The organism is Streptomyces sp. NPDC056738 (assembly GCF_042790435.1).
In the GTDB taxonomy this organism is placed as follows: domain Bacteria; phylum Actinomycetota; class Actinomycetes; order Streptomycetales; family Streptomycetaceae; genus Streptomyces.
In genome coordinates this window covers 323256-347572 of sequence record NZ_JBHTZF010000010.1, presented here as the reverse complement: position 1 = coordinate 347572, position 24317 = coordinate 323256, and the positions used below count along the sequence as shown (strand labels likewise).

The following is a 24317-nucleotide window of genomic DNA, read 5'->3' as shown; positions in this document are numbered from 1 at the left end:
CGCCCAGGAGGGCCGCTCCTACGCACTCGTCGCGGCCGGGGCGGCCGGAGCGACCCTGCTGCTGGTCGGGGCCGCCCGCTCCACCCGGCCCGGCCCCTGGATCGCCTACGGAGCGACGGCCGCCGTCACCTGCCTGCTGCACGAGATGGCCCTGCTCCTGCTCCTCGCCCACGCCACGACACTGGCGCTCGCCCGGGTGCCGGCGCGGGTGTGGCGGGCCTGGGCCCTCGCCGCCGCGGCCACGGCCCTGGTGCTCGCGCCCCTCCTCCTGGTCTCCCACGGCCAGTCCGCGCAGGTCGCCTGGCTGCCGCGCACCGGACTCGCCAGCGCGAGACGGCTGCTCGGGCTGTTCACCGGCCCGGCCCGGCTCGTCATCGTGCCCTACCTCGTCCTCGCCGCCCTCGCGTTCCGGCCCGAGCGGACCCCGCGCGGCACCCTCTCGCTCACGGCCGTCGCCCTGCCCCTGGCGGCCGTGCCCCCGGCCGTGCTGCTGACCGTGTCCCACTGGCGGCCGCTCTACGACGAGCGCTACGTCCTGTACGCCCTGGCCGGAGCCCCGCTGCTCGCGGCCGCCGGAGCCGACCACCTCGCCACGAGACTCCCGCGGCTGCTGCCCCACGCCGTCCCCACCGGCGTCCTCGCGGTGGCCCTCGTCCTCGCCGTCCAGCTCCCGCTGCTGCGCGCGGACCGCGTCCCCGACCGCCGCCCCGACGACCTGGCCGCCGTCGCCGCCGTCGCCCACCGCGAACTGCGCCCCGGCGACCCGGTGCTGTTCCTGCCGTCCCTCGCGCGGCGAGCGGCCCTGGCCTACCCCAGGGGCTTCCGAGGGATCCGCGACATCGCGCTGAGCGTCCCGGCACCCGCGTCCGGAACCCTGTACGGCCGTGAGGCGGACCCCGCCGAACTGCGCCGCAGGCTGGACCGGCTCGACCGGGTGTGGGTCTTCGCCGCGCCCTTCGCGACGCGCCGGGCCTGGTCCCCGGCGGAGGCGACCGAGCGCCTCAAGCTCGCCGTGGTCGGGGAGCAGTTCGAGTCCGTGGAGCGGATCGCGAGCCGGGGCGTGACGCTGCGCCTCTACGTGCGCCGGCCTACGTGCATCCCGGAGCCTCGGACAGGGCCGCCTCGTCCAGCGCCGCGGTCAGCCGGTCCAGCCGGGCCCGGAGCTCTCGGATCTCCTCCAGGTCCGCCCCGGTGGCGGCCGCGATGCGGCGCGGCACGTCCAGCGCCCGCTCCCGCAGCGCCGCCCCCTCTTCGGTGAGTCCCACCTGCACGGACCGCTCGTCGCGCGCGCTGCGCTCCCGCCGTACGAGGCCCGCCGCCTCCAGCCGCTTCAGCAGCGGCGACAGGGTGCCCGAGTCGAGCCGCAGATGCTCGCCGACCCTCTTCACGGGCAGTTCGCCGTGCTCCCACAGCACCAGCATGACCAGGTACTGCGGGTAGGTGAGCCCGAGGTCCTTCAGCAGGACCCGGTAGACGCCGCCGAAGGCGCGCGAGGCGGCGTTCAGCGAGAAGCAGATCTGCTCGTCGAGGCGGAGGAAGTCCCCCGCGACGGGGGCCCCGGCGCTCGGGGCGGGTGTTGCGGTCATGCCCTCAGGATAGCTCTAGCGAGCAATTAAGTTGTGCACAACTGAATTGCGTGCTCTAATTCTGGTCGTGGGGTCGCCGGACCGGCAGCCCCCGCCACGATTCCGACCTGAGAGGGATGGTCCGCATGGACGCGCTCTACACCGCCGTCGCCACCGCCACCCACGGCCGCGAGGGCCGTGCCGTCAGCTCCGACGGCACGCTCGACCTCGAGCTCGGCATTCCGGTGGAGATGGGCGGCAGCGGCAAGGGGACCAACCCCGAGCAGCTCTTCGCCGCCGGGTACGCGGCCTGCTTCGCGAGCGCCCTCGGCCTGGTCGGCCGCGCCGCGAAGGTCGACGTCACGCAGGCCGCCGTGACCGGCGAGGTGGGCATCGGCAAGCAGGGCGAGGGCTTCGGCCTGGCCGTCACGCTCCGCGTCGAGCTGCCCGACACCGTGGACGAGGAGACCGGCCGCAAGCTGGTCGAGCAGGCCCACCAGGTCTGCCCCTACTCCAACGCCACCCGCGGCAACATCCCGGTCGAGCTCGTCATCGAGTAGCCGGCACCGAGCGGGCCGGTGCCGGAGGGTCCGTCATCGAGCGGCACGGAACCGCCGCACCGGCCTCGGGTCGTGTCCGTGGAAGCGCGCCTGACGCGCCGTCACGGACGCGACCCGGCACCCGCATCGCCCTTCGCGCCGGCATCCGTGCCGGCCGCCGCGCCGGTGCGGGAACCGGCTCCCGGCCCGATCCGGGCCAGCACCTCCCCGGTCTCCCGGCTCCACGCCACCACCGTCGCCTCCTCGGGCACCGGCCGCCAGCGCGTCAGCAGCAGCCAGCGGGCGTGGTACCGGCTCGCGATCGCCACGCGTTCGGCCCGGGTCGACGACGGGGCGAGATAGGCGCGCACCGCCGTGAGCCGGCGCAGCCGCTCGCTCTCGGCGAGAGCGGGGTCGGGCCAGGCGGGCGCCGCGAGATCCGGGCCGTAGCCCGCGAGCAGATGGACCGAGTAGTACCCGTCCGCGATCACCGCCTCGCCGGGCCGGATGTACCGGGCCGCCCAGTCGTACGTCGGCCAGCGCGGCGGCTGGGCGAAGCCGACCGGGTCGAGCGAGCGCGGCACCACCGCCCCCGCCTGCACGGTCAGGAACCCGGTCAGCGCGCCCGCGGCCGCGACTCCGCCCAGCAGCCGCCGCCACGGCCCCCACGGCCGCGGCTCCGCCAGCTCCACCCCGAGCGCGAACTGCAGCGGCACCAGCGTGAGCCCGAGGATCCTGCCGTACGTGTAGTGCCCGCTCACCCAGCCGTACGCCACCACCGCGCACTCCAGCGCGAACATCAGCACCAGCGGATCGCGCCACCCGTGCCCCTCGCCCCGCCGGGCGCGCAGGCCCCGCAGCCACAGCGCGGGCAACCCGGTCAGCGCCAGCCAGAAGTGTCCGGGCATCCGGTCGTACAACTGCTCGTGCATGGCGTCGACGCTGCGGTCCCCGGTCAGCGCGAACACGTCGAAGTACGGCCACGCGTACGCGACGAGGAGCGCCACCGCGCCCGCGAGCAGCCACCGGCACACCACCGCAGGACGCCGCCCGCGCTGCCGGGCCGCCACGAACGCCACCCCGCCCAGCACCGCCGCGATCGACGTGATCGGATGCACGAGCAGGATCAGCCCGTACAGGACGCCGAGCCCCGCGTACCCCCACCAGCTCCCCAGGCCGCCCGGGCCGACGAACCGGACGAGGCCCCCCGTGCCCGCCGCGCGCCGGGCGGTGAGCGCCCAGGCCCAGAAGGCCAGCCCGATCGCGAACGTCGAGGGGTAGCCCAGGTTGCCGGTCATCGACATCAGCCCGAGGTAGCCGCTCCACCAGGCCCGCTCCGTGCCCCACAGCAGCACCATCGCGAACAGACACAGGACCGGCGCCGCGCGACGGGGTGTCAGCACCCGGGTGAAGCGGCCGATGCCGGTCAGCAGCACCAGCAGGTTGACGGGCCCGGCGAGCCGCACCACCGCCCAGCCGCCGAGTCCGGTCAGCCGGGCGAAGGCGCCCTCGGCCACCGCGTACGGCGAGTAGTACGGGCTGCCCGCGCCCGGCAGGTCCGCCATCGGATGGCGCGGGTGCAGCAGGTCCGCCCGCAGCCGTTCGACGACCGCCGCGTGCTGGCCCGCGTCGCAGCACAACGGGATCCGCCAGTACACGAGCGTCATCACCAGCCAGAACAGGCCGCCCCAGACCTGATACGGCGTCGGGCGCGGGCGGCCCCGCTTGCGCAGCGCGGTCGCGCCGAGGACGGCCTCCCGCCGGGTGACGACGTCGGCGCTCATCGGGCGGCGGGGGAACGGGGAACGGCGGTTTCCGGCATCTGCCCTATATGCCCGCCGCGATCGGCGGCCTAGCCCTTGATCACCTCATCGGGCGACCTCGGACTCCCTCCTCTGGGGCCCCGGGACCAGACCGCCGGACAGCCGCGTGCCGGGGCGGGCGACCGTGTCCAGCAGCAGGGGCAGGCCCACCGCCGGCAGCAGCCACAGCAGCACGATCAGCCGGTCGCCCCAGACGTTGATGTCGGGATGCGCGGCCTGGTTGAGCACCCCGGTGCCCGCCGCCGCCAGCAGGAACACGGCGAAGGCCCGATGCCTGCGCAGCGCCCCCCACCCGGCCGCCACCACGGCCGCGAGGAACAGCGGCTCCCACAACTGGCGGCGCGTCCACTCGATCCAGAAGGCCGCCTCCAGATGGAGGAACTCCGGCCACGGATGGACGCGGTCGGGACGCGCGTAGTGCCCGGTGAGCAGATCCTGCACGCTCTCCGACTGGGACGGGTAGTGCAGGACCTTCGCGAGCAGCAGGGTGGCCAGCACGCCGCAGCCCGCCACCACTCCCAGCGTCCGCAGCGGCCCGCCCCACCGCCGTCGCCGCGCCATCAGCACCGCGCAGGCGGCGCCCAGACACAGCCCGAGGAACAGCGCCTGCGAATGCTTCACCGTGAACAGGACCGCCAGACAGCCGCCGACCAGCCCGATCCCGGCCCGCGCGCGGTGGCCCTCCAGGACCAGCGCGCAGCCCCACAGGGCCGCGAGGGTCAGGGCCATCATCAGGCCCTCGGTCATGGGGCGCATCGCCGTCGTGCCGCACGGCAGGACGTAGTAGAGGGCCTGCCCGGTCAGGGCCGCGCCGGTGGAGGTGCGCAGAGTGCGCAGCAGGAGGAAGACGAGGACGCCCCCGGCCACCGTCACGGCCACGGCCGAGGCCCACAGACCCCAGGTCACTCCGAGCACCGTCACGAACGGCACCAGCAGCACCGGATATCCCGGCCGTGCCTCGAAGATCCGCATGAAGCGGGGCGGCATGAACGGCACGGTGTGCCCCGTCGTCGGCCCGGCCGCCAGCCGCGCGGACACCCCCCGCCACTGCTCGCGCCGGCACTCGGCGACGACCCGCCGGGTCGGACTCGGGCGGTGGAAGCGCACCACGTCGACGGCCTGGTTGCGCCGGGCCACGGACGCCTTGCCCGCGCACACGTAGTCGATGGTCAGCGCGGCGGCCTCCTGCTTGCTGTAGCCGCTCAGGTCCAGCGCGTACGTCAGATAGTTCTTGGTGTCCGGGGTGTCCCGGTTGGTGACGTTGGCGAGCTGGAGGACCGCGAAGACGACGGCGATCAGGATCACCCGGCCACGGGCCGAACGCGGGACCCGCGCCCGGAACCGGCGGGACCGCGCCGACCCGGGCGCGCCGCCGCAGCCGCCCGGGACGCCGAAGGCCGCACCGGCCGCCGTGCCGTTCGCGGCGGGGCGGTTCGAGGCGGCGCTCATGACGACGCGAGGACGTCGTGGCCCGCCTGGGCGGGCAGGGCGGCGGTCACCGGCGGCGGTACCGGCGGCTCGCCGAGCATCAGGGTGCGCACCACCCGCTCGGCGGCCCGGCCGTCGTCGAACTCGCAGAACCGTGACCGGAATCCGGCCCGCAGCCGCTCCGACTCCCCGTCCCGCCAGGCCCCCGTGGCGAACAGCTCCGCCAACTCCCTTTGCGTACGGGCGACATGTCCCGGCGCGTCGGCCGTGATGTCGAAGTAGGCGCCCCGGCTCGCCGCGTACGCGCCCCAGTCGTCGGCGAGGAGCACGATCGGCCGGTCGAGGTTGGCGTAGTCGAACATGAGGGCCGAGTAGTCGGTCACCAGGGCGTCCGAGGCCAGCATCACGTCCTCGACCCGCGGTTCGTCCGTGGCGTCGACCACGACCCCGCGCCGGTGCAGCTCGGCCAGCCCCATCCCGCGCGCCGGACCGTCCGCGAGCGAGGGATGCAGCCGTACGACCAGGGTGTGGTCCGCGCCGAGGCCGTCCGCGAACGCGGCCAGGTCGAGCCGCTCGGCATGCCCGCCGCGGACGTACTCGCGGCGCGTCGGCGCGTACAGCAGCACCCGGTTCCCGGCCGGGATCCCCAGGCGCGCCCGGGCCGCCCGCCCGTCCTCGGGCCGGGCCCGCACCAGGACGTCGTTGCGGGGGCTGCCGCTGCGCAGCGAGGTGAAGTGGCAGGGGTAGGCGCGGCCCCAGACCAGCTCCGAGTGCCGGTTGGCGACCAGACTGAAGTCCCAGCGGTCGGCGCGGCGCAGCATCTGCGGCACGTCGACGCCGTGCCGTGCCCCCGGCTTGTGCAGCAGGTCCGCGGCCATGTACTTCAGCGGGGTGCCCTGATGGGTGTGGACGTGGACGCTGCCGGGGCGCTTGACCAGCGAGCCGGGCCAGTTGACGTTGTTCACGAAGTACGTGGCCCGCGCGGTGATACGGCGGTAGGCCAGGGAGTCGAGCAGGACGTGCTCGGTGTCCGGCGGCAGCAGCGCCGCCTGCTCCTCGTCGCGCACCACCCACACCCCCCTCACGTGCGGGGCGAGTTCACGCGCCGCGGCGTACACCGCCGCCGGATCGCCGAGCACGCCCCGGTGGGAGAACGCCGAGTACACCGCCAGGTGCGGGTCCAGCGGCCGGTGTCCGTGCACCGCGGACCAGCCGTGCTTGACCCGCGCGGCGACGGCCCGGCGGACCTGCTGTCCGCGCCGGCCGAGTTCCCGGCCCGCGCGGTCCGCCTGCCGCCGTACCCGGTAGCGGGTGAAACCGCCCTCCAGGACCCGCAGTTCGGGCGGAACGGGACCGCTCCGGTGCTTGCGGAACAGCGCCGCCGTCAGCCGGAAGAACTCCGCCTTGTCCTCCTCCGGCAGCCGGTCCTCCTTGGACAGGATGTCGAGGCAGTGCTCACCCATCTTGTGGTGCAGATACGGGCGCCAGTGCGCGAGCTCCGGCCGCGAGGCGACGAACGCGAAGACCCGGTCGTACTGGTCGTGGATGTCGAAGTGCTTGCGGCTGGTGGTGGACAGGATGTTGCCCTGCCTGCGCTGGCGGTAGGCCAGACAGATCCGGTCCAGGGCCGCGATCCGCTCCGCGCTGAGCATCACCGGGAAGGTCCAGGGCGTGTCCTCGTAGTACCCCGGCGGGAAGGCGAAGCCCTCCCGCTCCACGAACGCCCGGCGGTAGACCTTGTTCCACACCACCATCAGCAGATCCAGGATCTCCGGGTGTTCGGCCGCGGAGAAGGTGCCGGGGCCGGCCTCCGCGAGGACCCGCGCCAGCACGTTCCTGCGGGTGCCGCCCCACCAATAGGTGCGCGCGTAGTCGAAGACCAGCACATCCGGATCGGCGGTCTCGTCCAGACGGTCGGCGACGGCACCCAGCGCGCCCGGTGTCAGGGTGTCGTCGCTGTCGAGGAACAAGAGGTAGTCGCCGCCGGCGAGCGGCATCCCGGCGTTGCGGGCACGGCCGAGCCCCACGTTCTCCGGCAGGTGCAGCACCCGTACCCGGGGATCGCGGGCCGCGTACTCGTCGAGGATCGCGCCGCAGCCGTCCGGGGAACAGTCGTCGACGGCGATGACCTCGATGTCCGTGTACGACTGCTCCAGGACCGAGTCGAGACACTCGCGCAGGAAGCCCTGCACCTTGAAGACGGGGACGATGATGCTGAAGCGGGGCACGTCAGCTCCTTACGAGGGTGGACGCGGCCGGAGCCGGGACGCGTTCGGCGAGCGGCAGGACGGGCGGGATCGTCTCCGGGGACTCGCCCAGCAGCACCCTGCGCACCACCCGCTCGGCGGCCCTGCCGTCGTCGAACTGGCAGAAGCGCTCACGGAAGCGGGCCCGCAGCGCGGCGGCGCCCGGATCCGCGTAGGAGCCGTCGGCGAACAGCGCGGCCAGTTCGTCCGGGGTGCGCGCCACCCGGCCCGGCGGCTCCTCCAGCACGTCGAAGTAGACGCCCCGGGTCTCCCGGTAGACCTCCCAGTCGTCCGCGTACACGACGACGGGCCGGTCGAGGTTGGCGTAGTCGAACATGATCGACGAGTAGTCCGTGATCAGCGCGTCGGCGGCCAGGCAGACGTCCTCGGAGGACCGGTGTCCGGTCACGTCGATGATCCGTCCGCTGCCGCGCCCGCGGCCCTCGTCGTAGAAGTAGTGGGCGCGCAGCAGGACGACGAACCGGTCGCCGATCGCCTCGCAGAACGCCTCCAGGTCCAGCCGGGACTCGAAGCCGGTGCTGTGGTCGCGGTGCGTCGGCGCGTACAGCAGCGCCGTGCGGCCCTCGGGCACCCCGAGCCGTTCGCGGACCCGGGCCACGTCCTCGGCGCTCGCCGTGCAGTAGACGTCGTTGCGCGGATAGCCGTACTCCAGCGCCTCGTAGCCGCCCGGGAAGGCCCGCTCCCACATCTGGGTGGAGTGGCGGTTGGAGGAGAGGTTGTAGTCCCAGCGGTCCACCCGGGCCAGCAGCTTGGTGAAGCTGCCGGTCGCGGCGGCCACCACCGGGAACGTCGACTGGTCGACGCCCATCCTCTTCAGCGGTGTGCCGTGCTGGGTCTGGAGGTGCACGCTCCCGGGCCGTTTGACCACGCCGTCGGCGAAGTTGGCGTTGTTGACCAGGTACTTGGCGCGCGCCAGCACCTCCCAGGCGCGCCGGCTGCCGATCACCGCGTGCTCGACGTCCTTCGGCAGCGCGTCCACGGCCTCCGGCTCGACCAGGAACACCGACCGGATGTGCGGGGCCAGTTCGCGGGCCTTGGCGTGGATCGCCGCCGGATTGCAGGCGTAACCCCGGCCCCAGTAGGCGCAGTACACGGCGAGGTTCTCGTCGAGCGGGCGGCGGAGCTGGAGGGCGTAGCGCGCCCGGGTGCGCAGGGTCCGCCCCCGCGGCACCCGGCGCAGCACACCGGAGACGGCCCGGTTCGTGCCGCGCAGCGCGCGGAACGCGCTGTACGCGCCCGCCGCGAGCAGCAGGTGCTGCACCCCGAGGCTGCCCGCCGGAGCCCGGAACCCGGCCGGGCGGTGCCGCCGGTAGAGCTTGCCCGCCCGGCGGAAGAAGGCGCGGCGGCGGCGCGCGGGCACCCGGACCGGATGCGCGGCCGTCTTCAGGACCAGCGAGAAGAGCTGGCCGAACAGCGCCTTCGACCGGGCCGCGGGCAGGGTCCGCCGCGAGGCGTGGACGAGGACCCGCTCGACCTGGTCGAGGAGGTCGAAGTGATGCTCGCCCGGGGCGTTGAGACGGCTGCCCTGGCGGCGCAGACGATGCCGTACGCAGACCGTCCGCAGCACCGCCGGCCGCTCGGCCGCCACGGTCACCAGGCCGCCCCAGCCCGTGTCCGTGTGATGCCCCTCGGGAAAGGCGAGTTCGTGCTCGGCCACGAAGCCGCGGCGGTACACGGCGCTCCACGCCGGGACGTGGACGCCGAGCACCTCCGGGGCCTTGTCGAGCGGGGGTGTGCTCGGCTCGCCCTCCCACCAGTGCACCCGCTGATGCCCGAAGTAGAGGACGTCCACGCCCGCCGCGAGACCCGCGTCCAGGGCGGCCAGGGCGCCCGGCACCAGCTCGTCGTCGCCGTCGAGGAAGAGCAGGTACGCGCCCTTCGCCGCCGCGATCCCGGCGTTGCGCGCCGCGCCCAGTCCGGGGGACGGCGGCGCATGGACCGGGACCACCCGGGAGTCCCGGTCCGCGTACGCGGCGGCGACCCCGGCGGCCGGGGCGTCCGGCTCGTCGCAGACCGGGATCAGCTCGAAGTCGCCGAAGGACTGGGACAGGACCGAGTCCAGCGCGCGGGCCAGGTGCCCGGCGACTTCGAAGGTGGGCACGATGACACTGAAGCGGGGCATTCTGCTCTTTCTCTCAAGGGGCGCCGGACGGGGGGTTCATCGCCCGGGGCGCCCGGCCGGCCGCCAGGTGGAGGGCCGGGTGGGCGTGGGCCGCGAGGGACTGGAGGGCACGCGGACTCCGGTTCAGAGGGTCTCGGTCAGCGGAACGACGCCCCCCGGAGCCGGGACGCCCGCGAGCGGTCGGTCGGTGGCCGGGACACGTGCCGGGGCCGCCTGGGCCGAGGGGACCGGCCGGCGTTCCGCGAGGGGGACGAACGGGGGCAGTCCGGCGCTCTCGCCGAGCACCACGTGCCGTACGACCCGTTCGGCGGCCCGCCCGTCGTCGTAGGGGCAGAACCGCTCACGGAACGCGGCCCGCAGCCGGGCCGCGTCCGGGCCGCGCCACTGCCCGGTCGCGAAGACGTCGATCAGCTCGTCCTCGTCGCGCGCGAGGGCGCCCGGCGGGGAGGCGCGCACGTCGAAGTAGGTGCCGCGGGCCGCCTCGTACGCCTCCCAGTCGTCCGCGAGGACGACGATCGGCCGGTCCAGGACCGCGTAGTCGAACATCAGCGACGAGTAGTCGGTGACCAGCGCGTCCGAGGCGAGGCACAGCGACTCGACGCTCGGATGTCCGGACACGTCGATGACCCGGCCACCCGTCGTCTCCGTGAGCGGCGCCCCGTAGGCGGGGTGGGCGCGGGCCAGCACGACGAAGCGCGGGCCCAGCTCGCGCAGCACCCGCTCCAGGTCCGGGGTGCGCGGCCGGCTGTGCCGGTAGTCCCGGTACGTGGGCGCGTACAGCACGGCGACCGTGCCCGCGGGGATGCCGAGCGAGGCGCGCAGCCGTTCCACGTCCGCCGGCGTCGCGTGCTGGTACACGTCGTTGCGGGGCAGTCCGTACTCCAGTGTCGTGTACGAGGAAGGGAAGACCCGCTCCCAGACCAGCGTGGAATGGCGGTTGCCGGACAGGCAGTAGTCCCACTTGTCGGCACCGCGCAGCAGCTCGGCGAAGTCGGTGCCGCGCGCGGCGGCCGGGCGGTCCTGGAGATCGAGTCCCATCCGCTTGAGCGGGGTCCCGTGCTGCGTCTGGATCATGATCTGGCCGGGCCGCTTGACCAGCCGCCGGTCGAAGTCGACGTTGTTCACCAGGTACTTGGAGCGGGCCAGCGCCGTCCAGTACGCCGCCGTGCCCGGACGCAGCCGCCGCGTCCGGTCCGGGATCGTGTGGTGGTGCTCGGGGTCCGCGATCCACGCGGTGCGGATGTGCGGCGCGAAGCTGCGGAACGCGGACTCCAGGGCCCCCGGGTTGCAGCCGTGGCCCCGGCCCCCGTGGCTGGAGAACACGGCACGGTCGGAGCGCAGCGGGAGACGGAGCTGCACGCGGTAGTGGAACCGGAGCGCGGCGCCGCGCACCGCGCGCCGCAGCCCGGCGATCGGCCGCACGGCTCTCGTCCTGACCCGCGACAGGAAGGACAGCAGCCGGTACGCGCGATGGGTGCCGAGGCCGACCAGCGCGTGGCGCAGCCGGCTGCCCGGAGCGGCCGGCACACCGGGGACGCGGTAACGGCGGTGGTGCGCACGGGCCTTGCGCAGGAACTCCGCCCGGGCCTCGCGCGGCAGCCGGCCCCGCTTCACGAACACGGTGGCGAAATGGTCGATCATGCGCCGGAACAGCACGGGTCGCCACCGGTCCAGCTCCGGGTGCGCGGCGACATGCGCGAAGACCCGGTCGTACTGCTCGAAGACGTCGAAGTGCTTGCGGCTGCTGGTGCCGAGGATGCTGCCGTGGCGCCGCTGGCGGTAGTGCACGCAGACCCGGTCGAGGGTCGCGATCGTCCCGGCGGACATCAGCGCCGGATACGTCCAGGGCGTGTCCTCGTAGTAGCCGGGCGGGAACCGCAGGCCCGAGCGCTCGACGAAGTCCCGGCGGTACGCCTTGTTCCAGACCACCATCAGCAGCCGCAGCAGTCCGGGCCGTTCGTCCAGCCGGAACGGGGCCGGACCCTCCTCGGTGAGCTGCGCCGCGGCCTGGTTCCGGACGGCCTCGCCCGACCAGTACGTACGCGCGTAGTCGTACACCAGGACGTCCGGGTCGCCCGTCTCCTCCAGCCGGCCGGCGATGGCCCGCAGCGCGTCCGGGGTGAGTGTGTCGTCGCTGTCCAGGAAGATCAGGTAGTCCCCGGTGGCGCGGTCGATACCGGCGTTGCGCGCGCGGCCGAGGCCCACGTTCTCGGGCAGGTGCACGGCGAGAACGCGGGAGTCGCGGGCCGCGAACTCGTCGATGACCGCCCCGCAGGCGTCGGGTGAACAGTCGTCGACCGCGATGAGTTCGAGATCCGGGCAGGACTGTCCGAGGACGGATTCGAGGCACTCGTGCAGGTACGCCTGAACCTTGTACACGGGGACGATGACACTGAACCTGGGCACGGGGACATCCATGGGTCGGCGCGGGCATACCTGCCCGGGAACGGCCGAAGGGGTGACTTGGTTACGCCAGATGTGGCATCCGGGGGACGCCGGGTGAACGGCGAGGGGCGGGCCGGTGACCGGCCCGCCCCTCGAACACCCCTCGCGACCTGCCTACTTGACCGCGCCCGCCATCACTCCGGAGACGAACTGCCGCTGGAACGCGAAGAACACGGCCAGCGGGATCACCATCGAGATGAACGCACCCGGCGCCAGCACGTCGATGTTGTTGCCGAACTGGCGTACCTGTGTCTGGAGGGCGACCGTGATGGGCTGGCTCCCCGAGTCGGAGAACACCAGCGCGACCAGCATGTCGTTCCACACCCACAGGAACTGGAAGATCCCCAGCGAGGCGATCGCGGGACCGCCGAGCGGCATCACGACCCGGGTGAACAGGCGCAGTTCACCCGCGCCGTCCAGCCGGGCCGCCTCCAGCAGCTCCCTCGGTATCTCCGCGAAGAAGTTCCGCAGGAGGAACACCGCGAAGGGCAGTCCGTAGCCGACGTGGAAGAGGACCACGCCGGTGACCGACCCGAAGACGCCGATCTTCCCGAAGAGTTCGGCGATCGGGATCAGCGCCACCTGCACCGGCACGACCAGCAGACCGACCACGCCGAGGAACCACCAGTCGCGGCCCGGGAACTCCATCCAGGCGAAGGCGTAGCCCGCGAGCGAACCGATCACGACGACCAGCACGGTCGCCGGAACCGTGATCAGCACCGTGTTGAGCAGCGAGTTGGTGATGTCGCTGTTCTCGAGGAGCTTCTGGTAGTTGTCCACGGTGAGCTGCGAGGGCGCGGTGAACACCTTCCACCAGCCGCTGCCGCTCATGTCCTCGGGGCTGCGCAGCGAGGACAGCAGCAGCCCGATCGTCGGCACCAGCCAGAACAGGCCGACGAGCAGCAGGAAGACGCGTACGACGCCGCTGCCCAGCCCGCTCGTGATCCGTGAACCGAGCGAGGGACGCGCCCTGTCCACGGCGGTGGCGGTCACCGTCTTCGTCAACTGTCCGGCATGCGTGCTCATCGCCGCACCTCCCGCCTGAGCCTGCGGACGTTGAAGGCCATCACCGGGATCACCAGCAGCAGCAGGAACACCGCGATGGCGCTCGCCACGCCCGGCCTGCCCTCCGAGAAGCCCTTGCGGTACAGCTCCAGGGCCAGCACGTTCGCGTCGTCCTGGGAGGAGCCGGGCGCGATGATGAACACCAGGTCGAAGACCTTCAGCACATTGATCATCAAGGTCACGGCGACGACCGCGAGCACCGGCGCCAGCAGCGGCACGGTGATCCGGCGGAACACCTGCCACTCGTTCGCCCCGTCGACCCGGGCGGCTTCCAGGAGTTCGCGCGGCACACCCGCCAGGCCCGCCGCGATCAGCACCATCGCGAAGCCCGCCCACATCCAGACGTAACTGCCGATGATGGCCGGGGTGACCAGGGACGGGCCCAGCCAGTCGACCCCGTTGTACGGCTCCGCGAAGTTGCTCGCCGGAAGCCGCAGCCGTGCGCCGTCCGCCTTGCCCGAGAGCGAGAACGTGCCGTCGTCGCCCACCTTCGCCGAGTCGACGACCTCGCCGTCCTTGACCGCCTCGATCCTCATCCCGGCGTAGCCCAGCTCGCTCGGGTCGACCTGGCCGAGCCTGCCGACGCCCTTCCCGCGGGTGAAGTCCTGCCAGGCCGTGCCGGTGACCCGGCCCGGGTCCGCGGCCGCCCGCACCGCCTTCCTCGCGCTGCCCGGCATCTGGTCCGGGGCGACGCCGACCAGCGGCAGGGCGACGGACTGCCCGGTGTGCACGGTGTTCCGGGTGACGAATCCGCCCGCGTCGGGCGTCAGGGGCGACTCCCGGCCGGGGTGGGCCTTCGGGAACGCCGACGCCGGGGCGAAGGTGTCGTGCACCCCCACCCACACCGCGTTCGCGACGCCCTTGTCCGGGTCCTGGTCGTACACCAGCCGGAAGATGATGCCGGCGGCGAGCATCGAGATGGCCATCGGCATGAAGACGACCAGCTTGAACGCCGTTCCCCAGCGCACCCGTTCGGTGAGCACCGCGAAGATCAGCCCGAGCGCGGTCGCGACCGTCGGGGCGAACACCACCCAGATGACGTTGTTCTTGAGCGCCGTGCGGATCCCGTCGTCGGTGAACAGCGCCTTGTAGTTGTCGAACCCGGCGAAGCCGTCGCCCTGTTGGTCGTAGAAGCTGCGCACGACCGAGTACCCGATCGGGTAGACCACGAGCGCGCCGAGCAGCACCAGGGCGGGCAGCAGGAAGAGCACCGCCACCGTCCTGCGGGTCCCGGTCACGCTCTTGCGTGTACGGGCCGGGGGCACCGGTGCGGTGCCCCCGGCCGTCGCCGACGTCATGACCGGATCAGCCCTTGTAGGCCGCTGCGGCGTCCGATTCGAGCTTCGCCTGTGCCCCCGCCACGTCCTTCGGGTTCTTCAGGAAGTCCTGCAGGTCCTTCCACTCGCCCTTGCCGGGCGTGCCGCCGAAGGCCTGCGGGGCCTGGTCGGACATGTCGAAGCGGAAGTCGTCGCCCGCCGCGATCAGCGCCTTGGCCATGGCCTGCTGGACCGCGTTCGGATAGGCCGACCCGGCCACGTTCTTGTTGGGGGAGAGGTAGCCGCCGAGCTTGGCCTGGACGGTCGCCGCGTCCGGCGAGGCGAGGAACGTCAGCAGCGCCTGGGCCGCCTTCGAGTCCTTCAGGACGACGGCCGCGTCACCGCCGCTGACCACCGGCGCCTTGTCGCCGACCGCCGGGAACGGGAAGACCTTCGCGTCCGTCCCGATCTTCGCCTTGGTCTCCGCGATGTTGACGCCCACGAAGTCGCCCTCGAAGACCATGCCCGCCTTGGGCTGGTCGCCGCCGGTGAACGTCTGGGTGACCGAGGCCGGGAACTCCGTCTGGAGCGCGCCGTCCGGGCCGCCCGCGATGAGGTTCTTGTCGCCCCACAACTGGGCCAGCGTGGTCAGCGCGTCCTTCACGGACGGATCCGTCCACTTGATCTTGTGCTGGGCGAGCTGGTCGTACTTCTCGGGCCCCGCCTGGGAGAGGTAGATGTTCTCGAACCAGTCGGTGAGCGTCCAGCCGTCGGCGCCGCCGACCGAGACCGGGGTGACGCCGGAGTCGTAGATCGTGTGCGCGGTGGCCAGGAACTCCTTCCAGGTCTTGGGCTCCTTGGCCCCCGCGTTCTCGAAGACCTTGGTGTTGTACCAGACCAGGGACTTGTTGGCGGCCTTGTAGTACACGGCGTACTGCTTGCCGCCGACCTTGCCGAGGTCCTGCCAGCCCTGCGCGTAGTTCTTCGTCAACTGGGCCTGCGCGTCCGGGCCGACGGGCTTGGCCCACCCCTTGTCGACGGCCTGCTTCACCGCGCCGACCTGGGGGAGCAGCGCCACGTCCGGGGGCGCGCCGCCCGCGATCTTCGAACCGAGGAAGTTGATGATCGGGTCCTGCGCCGGGACGAAGGTGACCTTCGCGCCGGTGCGCTTCTCGAACTCCGCGAGCACCTTCTTGAAGTTGGCCTGTTCCGCCCCGGTCCACACGGCGGCGACCTCGAGGGTGGCGCCGTCGAGCTTGGGCAGGGAGACGGATCCCGCGCCGCCGCTCTCCGTGGCCTTGCCGCCGTCGCTTCCCTTGTCGTCACCGCCGCCGCCACCGCACGCCGTCAGCGTGAGCGCGCCCGCGACGACGGCGGCCGCCGCGGCCTGTGCGGCTCTGCGCGCGCGGCGGGTGGAGTGATCGGGCGACCTGCGTATCTGAGGAATGCTGCGCATCACTGCCCCGTTCTTCGTTCTTCGTCGAACGTCAAAGCGGCTGCTGCCCGGATCACTCCGGTCTACGCCTGCCCACTCGGGGGCGGCAAGACCGCCGGTGGTGTCAAGTGGACGATCGTGACGGGGTCGTGACGTCGCGTCATGGCGCGGAAGTCCGCCGAAGCCGCCCGCCCGCACCGGGACGGGAGCGGCGCCGACGCTGTGACGTGCGCGGCTGCGGGCACCGCTGACCGACACCGGTGACGCATTCCCGCCCCGCGGGGGTTCCGGCCGCGGGGCCCGGCGGCCGGGCGTCCCGGCCGCCGGTCGCGGTGATCAGGGTGCCGGGGTCCCGGGGCGTCGCGGTGGGGGCTGCCGGTGGTCGGCCGCTGTGGGCGGGTTGTCGGTGCCGCGGGGCGTCGCGGTCACGGCTGTCGGTGGTCGGCCGCCGGGGGCGGGGTGTCTCCGGCGTGGGTCACAGGAGGGAGGGCATCTCCGTCGCGGAGACGGAGCGCGCGGCTCGTTCCAGGGCGCTGGCGAGCAGGGCCAGGTCGGTCGGGCCGTTGCCCAGCTCACGGACCGGGCGGCGGGCCGGCGGGTCGCCCATGCGGTGCCACTCCAGGGGGACGACCGTGGGGCGCAGGGTCGCGGTCCGCGGAATGCGCCCCGTGACCCGCCCGCCCTGGAACGGGATCTCCCGGCCGTCCGGGAGCCGCAACCGGCCCCGCCCGGGGGCGGGTTCCTCCGGTCCGGGCGACGGCGCGTCCAGGGTGACGCGCAGCGCGGCGGAACGCGTCAGCTCCGACGTGGCCGTACGGCCGTCGGCGCCGAACGCCGCCACGAGGTGCACCCCGAGCCGGTCGCCCTCCCGGACGACGGCCTCCAGAGCCCGTACGACGGAACCGGCCGCCGGACGTCCGGGGGAGCCCAGCGGGGGTGTCAGCAGGGCGTCCAGATCGTCGACGACCACGACCAGCCGGGCCAGCGGGGGCCCCGGCTCGGTCTGCCGGCGCGCGGCGGCGGGGCGCAGCCGCAGCGTCGAGCTGGACGGGGTGTCGAGGTCCGAGGCACCCAGGGAGGAGGCCCCGCCGGGCGAGCTTCCGCCCGAGCGCTGGGCCACGATCCGACCGGGGACCGTCCGCCCGGCGTGCCACTCCGCGAAGCCGAGCCGGCCCAGCAGCTCGGACCGCCGCTTCAGTTCGGCGCTCAGCGACTGGGCGAACTCCCGCATCCGGACGGGGTCGTTGGCCGTGAGGTGGGTGCTGACGTGCGGCAGGTCGGTGCAGACCTGGAGGCCTTCCCCGGCGCCCGCGCCGCCGTGGGCCGCGGTTCCGTCGCGTCCGTCCATCAGGACGATCCCGAGCCGGTCGGGCCGTTCGGCGGCGGCCAGGGACGCGGCGACCGAGCGCAGCAGTTCCGTACGGCCGCTGCCGGGCGGGCCCTCGATCAGCAGATGCGGGCCCTCGACGGGCAGGTCCACGGCGACGGGTCCGCGCGGACCGGCTCCCAGCACCGTCCGCGCCCGACCGCCGAACGCCTCGCTGTCGTCCGCGGCGTCCGCCCAACGCGCCATCAGGGAGGCGGGGGTGGCCCGAGCCAGCCCCAACTCGTCGAGCAGACGGGCCATCTGGGGCAGGGGCGCCGACACGCGCGTGTGCCGGTCCCCGGCCGTGCCGTCCGTCCGCAGCGGCGCCAGGGAGCGGGCGAACCGCTCGGCCCAGGCGAGCGACACGGCGTCCACGGCGGCGACGGTGCCGTGCCCCACGGGGCCACGCTGGAAGTGGCCCGCGGCGCCGGAGGACGTACGGCCCGTGCGGGCCGTACCGGAACCGTCGTGCCGTCCGGACGCCGGGCGCGGGATGCCCGCGTGGGTGGCTCCCCCGTGCCGGGGACCGGAGTGCGCCGACGAGCCGTTCCCGGCGCCGGAGGCACCCCGCACGCCGCCGTCGGGTCCGCCGTGCGGTGCCGCCTCGGGGGCGGGCCCGCCACTGCCGCCCGGTGCCACCCGCATGAGCCGCAGCGCCGTGGCCACGTCCCCGCTCAGCAGCGCCACCGCCCCGCACTCGCGGAACGCCGACGACACCGCGCACGCCGCCTCGTAGGTCTCCGTCACCGGCGACGCGGGCGAGGCGGCGACCGTCTCGGCGAGGCACACCAGATGGATTCCGGCCCGCGAGCCCTCGTGCGCGAGGCGCGTCAGGCCCTCCCGTACGTCGGCGCCGCCGGGGTCCCCGTCCACGATCACCACCGTGTACGGGCCGTCGTACCCCTCGTCCATGTCGTCGGCCCGCGCCCAGGACGGCCTTCGTGCCGCGTTCCGCGAGCCGTCGTCGCCGGGCGGGGTGACGTGTCCGGCGCGTCCGGCGTCCGTGTCGTGCGTCCCGGACCGGGCGGCCGGAACCGCGGCACCGGCGCCGCCGGGGTGCGGACGGCGTACGCGCGGTGCCTCCCGCGCCTCCGCGAGGTGGTCCTCCAGGCGGCGCAGGAGCTCGTCCGCGCGCGCCGCCGCCTGCTCGCGGTCGTACGCGAGGAGCAGACGGCAGTCCTGGCCGTGGGCGGGACGCAGATGGGGGAGCCAGCCGAGCCAGGACCACTCGGCGGTGCGCTCCTCGACCGGGCGGGTCCGGTCGGTGCTGATGAGGACGATCTCCAGGGTGTCGGGGGAGTGCAGCGCGGCGAGCTGCGCGACGACCGCGCGGGCCAGCCCCGACAGCCGCGCCCGCGGTCCGGCCAGGCCCAGGGAGCCGGCCTCCCGCAGCCCGGCGGTCACCGGCACCGCGGGCAGCAGGCCCGAGCCGTCGGGGGCCGCCCGGTCGGCCGTGCCCAGCCGTACCGTCAGTGCCTCGGGGTGGCCCGGGCCGCGCTCCCACAGCCGGGCACCGGGGCCCATCGCGGTGAGCAGCAGGGTCGCCGGATCGGGCCAGCTCTCGGGTGAGCGCCGTACCTCGGGGAGGAGTTCCTCCACCGCGACCGCGCCGTCCTCGTACGTCTCCCGTGCCGGGGACGGTCCGCCGCGGCCGCCCGCCAGACGCCGGGCCCATGCCCCGATGCCGCCCCGCTTGCGCACGCCCGGCGGAACGTCCGTGCCGCGCGTGGGTGTGCCCGTGCGGGCGGAGGGGATGCCGGAGCCGGGGGTGTCGGACGGGTCGGCCGCGCCGGGGCCGAAGGCCGCCGTGTCGGCCCGACCCGCACCGTCCGGCTCGTCGGAGCCCGCGGGGCCGCCCGTCTGGCGCGCGGACGGGCCCGGGCCGCGGCCCTCCGTCGTCGCGTCCCGGGGGCCGCGCTCGGTCCGGGGTGCCCGGCCCTGTTCCGGGACGGCGAGGGGCACCGCCCGTCCGTGCTCCTGCGCTCCGGGGACGCCGCCCGCGGACGCGCCCCACTCGGCGGTCCCGTAGGCGTGATGCGTCTCGCCCGCAGGCGGCAGACCACCGCCCTGGGTGAGGGAGGCGCTCTCCCCACGCGCGTGGGGCACGGCACCGCGCGGCTGCGTGGCGTCCGGTCCGGGGGCGGTGGCGCCCGGTGAGCCGTCCTCCGGGAAGCCGCCGGCCGCGGGGGGCGTGGAACCGGGGGAAGCCGAGCCGGGCCGAACGTGGGACCCGTCGGGCCGGTCTGCCGCGGGGGCGCCCGCCGGGACGCCGTGGCCGACGGTGCCGCCGGCCTGCGCGGGAACGCGCCCGGCAGGCCTGCCGGATCGGTCGGGGGTGTCGTCCCCGTACCCACCAGGACGGCTCGGGGTGTTCCCCGCGGACCCGCCGGAGCGGTCGGGAGCGTCTTCGGCGGACCTGCCATGACGGCTCAAGGTGTCACCGGCGTACTCGCCGGATCGGTTCAGGGCGCCTTCGGCGGACCTGCCGGAGCGGCTCGCGGTGTCCCCGGAGCGGCTCGCGGTGTCCCCGCCGGAACGGGGCGGGGTGCTCTCGGCGGAGCCGGTTCGGACGCGCACATGGCCCTCGCCGTCCGGAGCCGTCTCCACGAGGCCCGGGCCTCCCGGCGGGGCGAGCCGCAGGGCGGACTCGCCGACGCGCAGCAGCGCGTCCGCGGTGAAGGGGACGGGACGGCCACCGACGCGGGAGCCGTCCAGTGTCGTGCCGTTCGTGGACCCGAGGTCGGCGACCGAGACGCGGCCCTCGGGGGTGACCGTGACCGCGCAGTGCAGGCGGGACACGTCCGGGTCGTCCAGGGGCACGTCGGCGTCCGCGGAGCGGCCGATGCGGATCTGGCCGCCGTGCAGCAGGTGCACACCGCCGGCGTCCGGTCCCGCGACCACGTGCAGCTGGGCCGACACGTCGTCCAGGTCGGGGCCGGGCTCAGCGGGCGCGCCCAGACTGAGCACGGCGCCGTCGGTCAGCGGCGGCTCGCCGAGCGTGCAGCGCTGGGCGTCCAGCCGCTCCGCGCCCGCGTAGAGCACGATCTGGCCCCCGCCGGACTCGCGGCCCCGCTCGCCCTGGGAGGGGCCCCCGCTTCCCCCGACCGCCGCGGCCAGTCCCGAGGCGACCGCGGCCAACGCCGTCCCGGCCGGCGCGGTGACCAGCACATCGCAGGCCGTGGCTCGCCCCCGCGGTTCCGAGGGCGGGCCCAGCGGGTCTACGACGGTCAGCCGGATCTGCATCGCCGTCAGGGGTCCCTTCAGCACAGGCGCCGCGGCGAGGGCGAGGCTGCGCTGCGGTCCCCCACCGCAGATCCCCCCACCGCACACGGGCACGTCGGCCAGTAACTGGAGGCATCCTCGCACCTGCCACCGACAACACGCCCGCCCCCCACCCGTAAGTGATCTTGATTGGTCGGCTCTGCCCGTAAAAGTTCCTGACCAGTGCCCGCCCGATGTCGGCTTGAGATCGCTCACGCCCGGTCCGGGCAACCAAGCGACCGAAGTGAGCGTCTTTCCGTCGAACACACGCGAGCGGCTTTTCGTCGAACATGGACGGGGACGCCCACGTAAGCGCTTATGCGAACCACAGGTGCGCACGGGACCTATGGGAAAGCACACGGGCAGGACAGCCCGTCGCCGGGCAGGGCGGCACTAGAGTGGGTCGGAATCTCCTGTACCACGGTGATCACGGTGGACGGACCAGGCAAGCAAGCAACAGGGAGCGCATGACGTGCGGCCGGTAGGGAGCAAGTACCTCCTTGAGGAGCCGCTGGGGCGCGGCGCCACAGGCACGGTCTGGCGCGCCCGTCAGCGGGAGACCGCCGGCGCCGAGGCGGCCGTCGCGGGACAGCCCGGCGAGACCGTGGCGATCAAGGTCCTGAAGGAAGAGCTCGCCGGTGACGCCGACATCGTGATGCGCTTCCTGCGGGAGCGGTCGGTGCTGCTGCGCCTGACCCACCCGAACATCGTGCGGGTCCGCGACCTCGTCGTCGAGGGAGACCTCCTCGCCCTGGTCATGGACCTGATCGACGGTCCCGACCTGCACCGCTACCTGCGCGAGAACGGACCGTTCTCGCCCGTCGCGGCCGCCCTGCTCACCGCCCAGATCGCCGACGCGCTCGCCGCCAGCCACGCCGACGGCGTCGTGCACCGCGACCTGAAGCCCGCGAACGTCCTGCTCAAGCAGGACGCCGGCCAGATGCACCCGATGCTGACCGACTTCGGCATCGCGCGGCTCGCCGACTCCCCCGGCCTCACCCGGACCCACGAATTCGTCGGCACGCCCGCGTACGTCGCCCCGGAGTCCGCCGAGGGACGCCCGCAGACGTCCGCCGTCGACATCTACGGCGCCGGCATCCTGATGTACGAGCTGATCACCGGGCGCCCGCCGTTCGCCGGCAGCTCCGCCCTCGAAGTGCTCCACCAGCACCTGAGTGCCGAACCGCGCCGCCCCTCGACCGTCCCGGACCCGCTGTGGACCGTCATAGAGCGCTGCCTGCGCAAGAACCCGGACGAACGGCCCAGTGCCGAGAACCTCGCCCGCGGACTGCGTGCCGTCGCCGCGGGCGTCGGGGTGCACGCCTCGCCCGCGCAGATCGCCGCCGCCGAGGGCGTGGGCGCCCTGCTCGCCCCCGACCCGGCCCCGGCGCACGTCCCGGACCTGCCCGGCTCGGCCGACCCGACCCAGGTGCTCCCGCAGGGCGCGGCCTCCTACGACCCGTACGGCGCCACCAGCGTGCTGCCGCACACCTCGGGAGCGGCCGACCCGACCGCCGTGCTGCCGCCGGTGCCGCAGAACCAGCCGGGCGGACAGCCCGGCCAGAGCGACGACCCGCACCCCTGGCAGAACCAGATGCGCGCGGCCCGTGACCGCAACGAGCAGACGCAGGTCCAGTACCTCGACCCGAACGAGGACCCGCTGCGCCGACGCCCGCAGCGCCAGGTCGCGCGGCCCCAGGGGCAGCCCCAGCAGCAGCGTCCGCAGCGGGGCCAGCAGCCGCCGCCCGGATACGGCTATCCGCAGCAGCAGCCCCAGCAGCAGTACGCGCCGCAGCACCAGCAGCCGCAGCGGTACGCCCCGGCGCCCCAGCAGCAGCCCCAGCCGCAGCGGTACGCGCCCGAGCCGCAGCGGCCCCAGCAGCCCGCCCCCCGTCAGCGCGAGCCCCGCCAGGGCAGCGCCAACCCGATGAAGATCCCGGGACTCGGCTGCCTCAAGGGCTGCCTGTTCACGATCGTCATCCTGTTCGTGGCCGGCTGGCTGGTCTGGGAGTTCAGCCCCCTCCAGGACTGGATCGGCTCGACCCGGAGCTTCTGGGGCCAGCTCACGCACTGGTACGACCAGGTCAGCGGCTGGATCGGCGATCTCGGCTCGAAGGACCCCTCGGGCGGCTCGGGCAACTGATCCGGGGAGCCCCGGGCGACCGGTCCGGGGGCCCACGGATGAGAGATCCGGGGTCCTCGGGCGACCGATCCCTGACCCCCGGGCGGACCGATTCCTGGCCCCCGGGCGGACCGATTCCCGGTCCCTGGGCGACCGATCCCTTGGCCCCCGGGCGACCGATTCCTGTCCCTCGGACGGCCGATCCCTGCCCCTCGGGCAGCCGACTCTGGGGATTTGTCGACATCTGATGGGTGATTTCGGTCCCGGGCGTGAAGGTTGGCTCCGCGGGCGCGTACTTTAAGCGGCAACACGCGTCTGTAGGAGCAGTCTTGGCACGCAAGATCGGCAGCAGGTACACCGCGCACCAGATCCTGGGGCGGGGGAGCGCCGGCACGGTGTGGCTCGGCGAGGGGCCCGAGGGTCCCGTCGCCATCAAGCTGTTGCGCGAGGACCTCGCGTCCGACCAGGAACTGGTGGGGCGCTTCGTGCAGGAGCGCACCGCGCTGCTCGGCCTCGACCACCCGCACGTGGTGGCGGTGCGCGACCTGGTGGTGGACGGCAACGACCTCGCCCTCGTGATGGACCTCGTGCGGGGCACCGACCTGCGCACCCGGCTCGACCGGGAACGCCGGCTCGCCCCGGAGGCCGCGGTCGCGATCGTCGCCGACGTGGCGGACGGGCTCGCCGCCGCGCACGCCGCCGGCGTCGTCCACCGCGACGTGAAGCCCGAGAACGTCCTGCTCGACATGCAGGGCCCGCTCGGCCCCGGCGGCTCCCACCCGGCCCTCCTGACCGACTTCGGCGTGGCCAAGCTCATCGACTCGCCCCGCCGGACCCGGGTCACGAAGATCATCGGCACGCCCGACTATCTCGCGCCCGAGATCATCGAGGGCCTGCCGCCGCGTGCCGCCGTCGACATCTACGCCCTGGCGACCGTGCTCTACGAGCTGCTCGCCGGTTTCACGCCGTTCGGGGGCGGACACCCCGGCGCGGTCCTGCGCCGCCATGTCACCGAGACCGTCGTGCCGCTGCCGGGCATCCCGGACGAGCTGTGGCAGCTCATCGTGCAGTGTCTGGCCAAGGCGCCCGCGTCCCGGCTGCGGGCCTCCGAGCTGGGGGCGCGGCTGCGGGAGCAGCTTCCGCTGCTGGCCGGGATGCCGCCGCTGGACGTGGACTCCCCGGACGCGGACTCCGCGGACGGGGACGAGGAGCAGGAGGAGAGCGCGGAGCCGTCGGCGCCCGCCGCCGCGCGGGAGCGGCGTGGGGCCGTGCCGCTGGTGCCGGGGGGTGCGACCGACTCGAACCGGGACACGCACACCTCGATGCGGGTGCCGGCGCCCGACGAGCTGGCCGGCGGGGCACGGGGGACGGCGCGTGCGCCCCGGGCCGCTGGCGCGCCTCGGCCCGGGTCCGCCCGGCATCGTGCCTCCGCGCGGCGGCGGCGGATCACCCTGGGGGTGGCGGCCGTCGTCCTGGTCGCCGCGGCCGGGGTCGGCACCTGGCTCGCCACCTCCGGCGGCGACGACGCGCCTCCCCAGGACACGAAGAACTCGGCCCCGGCCTCGCCGTGACCACGGCCGCCACCCGGGAAAAGGCCTCTTTCGCCCCCTCCGCCCCTACCCG

At 74.1% G+C, this 24317-nt stretch carries 13 protein-coding genes; 3 read left to right on the top strand and 10 right to left on the bottom strand.

The window, feature by feature from the left end; all coding sequences use genetic code 11:
- Nucleotides 1–1088: 1088 nt before the first annotated feature.
- Nucleotides 1089–1586 carry a MarR family winged helix-turn-helix transcriptional regulator gene (locus ACFRIC_RS26710; RefSeq protein ID WP_382790354.1) on the bottom strand — a complete coding sequence of 166 codons (498 nt, stop codon included), beginning with the start codon at nucleotides 1584–1586 and terminating at the stop codon, nucleotides 1089–1091.
- A 125-nt stretch (nucleotides 1587–1711) separates the two neighbouring features.
- Here ACFRIC_RS26710 and ACFRIC_RS26705 point away from each other — a divergent pair, with 125 nt between their 5' ends.
- Nucleotides 1712–2125: an organic hydroperoxide resistance protein gene (locus ACFRIC_RS26705; protein ID WP_361681287.1), complete on the top strand. Its 414-nt coding sequence runs from the start codon at nucleotides 1712–1714 to the stop codon at nucleotides 2123–2125.
- A gap of 101 nt (nucleotides 2126–2226) precedes the next feature.
- Here the strand turns inward: ACFRIC_RS26705 and ACFRIC_RS26700 are convergent, their stop codons facing one another.
- From ACFRIC_RS26700 to ACFRIC_RS26660, 9 genes are all read right to left on the bottom strand, one after another.
- A complete protein-coding gene (locus ACFRIC_RS26700) occupies nucleotides 2227–3888 on the bottom strand; it encodes a hypothetical protein (RefSeq protein ID WP_382790349.1) in 1662 nt (553 codons plus the stop codon).
- 84 nt (nucleotides 3889–3972) lie between these two features.
- Entirely contained in the window at nucleotides 3973–5232 is a 1260-nt protein-coding gene (locus tag ACFRIC_RS26695) for a hypothetical protein (RefSeq protein ID WP_382790478.1), read from the bottom strand.
- A gap of 140 nt (nucleotides 5233–5372) precedes the next feature.
- Nucleotides 5373–7583: a CDP-glycerol glycerophosphotransferase family protein gene (locus ACFRIC_RS26690; RefSeq protein WP_382790346.1), complete on the bottom strand. Its 2211-nt coding sequence runs from the start codon at nucleotides 7581–7583 to the stop codon at nucleotides 5373–5375.
- Between the two features lies 1 nt (nucleotide 7584).
- Nucleotides 7585–9744, bottom strand: coding sequence for a CDP-glycerol glycerophosphotransferase family protein (locus ACFRIC_RS26685; RefSeq protein WP_382790343.1), 2160 nt, complete (start codon nucleotides 9742–9744; stop codon nucleotides 7585–7587).
- A 123-nt stretch (nucleotides 9745–9867) separates the two neighbouring features.
- Nucleotides 9868–12150: a CDP-glycerol glycerophosphotransferase family protein gene (locus ACFRIC_RS26680; RefSeq protein WP_382790340.1), complete on the bottom strand. Its 2283-nt coding sequence runs from the start codon at nucleotides 12148–12150 to the stop codon at nucleotides 9868–9870.
- Nucleotides 12151–12303: 153 nt separating this feature from the next.
- A complete protein-coding gene (locus ACFRIC_RS26675; RefSeq protein WP_382790338.1) occupies nucleotides 12304–13215 on the bottom strand; it encodes a carbohydrate ABC transporter permease in 912 nt (303 codons plus the stop codon).
- A complete protein-coding gene (locus ACFRIC_RS26670) occupies nucleotides 13212–14552 on the bottom strand; it encodes a carbohydrate ABC transporter permease (RefSeq protein WP_382790335.1) in 1341 nt (446 codons plus the stop codon). The genes ACFRIC_RS26675 and ACFRIC_RS26670 overlap by 4 nt, the downstream gene beginning before the upstream one ends.
- Nucleotides 14553–14559: 7 nt before the next feature.
- Nucleotides 14560–15966, bottom strand: a complete 1407-nt coding sequence (locus ACFRIC_RS26665) for an ABC transporter substrate-binding protein (protein ID WP_382790332.1) — start codon at nucleotides 15964–15966, stop codon at nucleotides 14560–14562.
- A 454-nt stretch (nucleotides 15967–16420) separates the two neighbouring features.
- Nucleotides 16421–20554 carry an FHA domain-containing protein gene (locus ACFRIC_RS26660; protein WP_382790330.1) on the bottom strand — a complete coding sequence of 1378 codons (4134 nt, stop codon included), beginning with the start codon at nucleotides 20552–20554 and terminating at the stop codon, nucleotides 16421–16423.
- Nucleotides 20555–21044: 490 nt separating this feature from the next.
- On the opposite strand from ACFRIC_RS26660, the gene ACFRIC_RS26655 reads away from it, so the two are divergent.
- Both ACFRIC_RS26655 and ACFRIC_RS26650 read left to right on the top strand, forming a co-directional pair.
- Nucleotides 21045–22715, top strand: coding sequence for a serine/threonine-protein kinase (locus ACFRIC_RS26655; RefSeq protein ID WP_382790327.1), 1671 nt, complete (start codon nucleotides 21045–21047; stop codon nucleotides 22713–22715).
- A gap of 308 nt (nucleotides 22716–23023) precedes the next feature.
- Nucleotides 23024–24265, top strand: a complete 1242-nt coding sequence (locus tag ACFRIC_RS26650) for a serine/threonine-protein kinase (protein ID WP_382790324.1) — start codon at nucleotides 23024–23026, stop codon at nucleotides 24263–24265.
- Nucleotides 24266–24317: the final 52 nt, after the last annotated feature.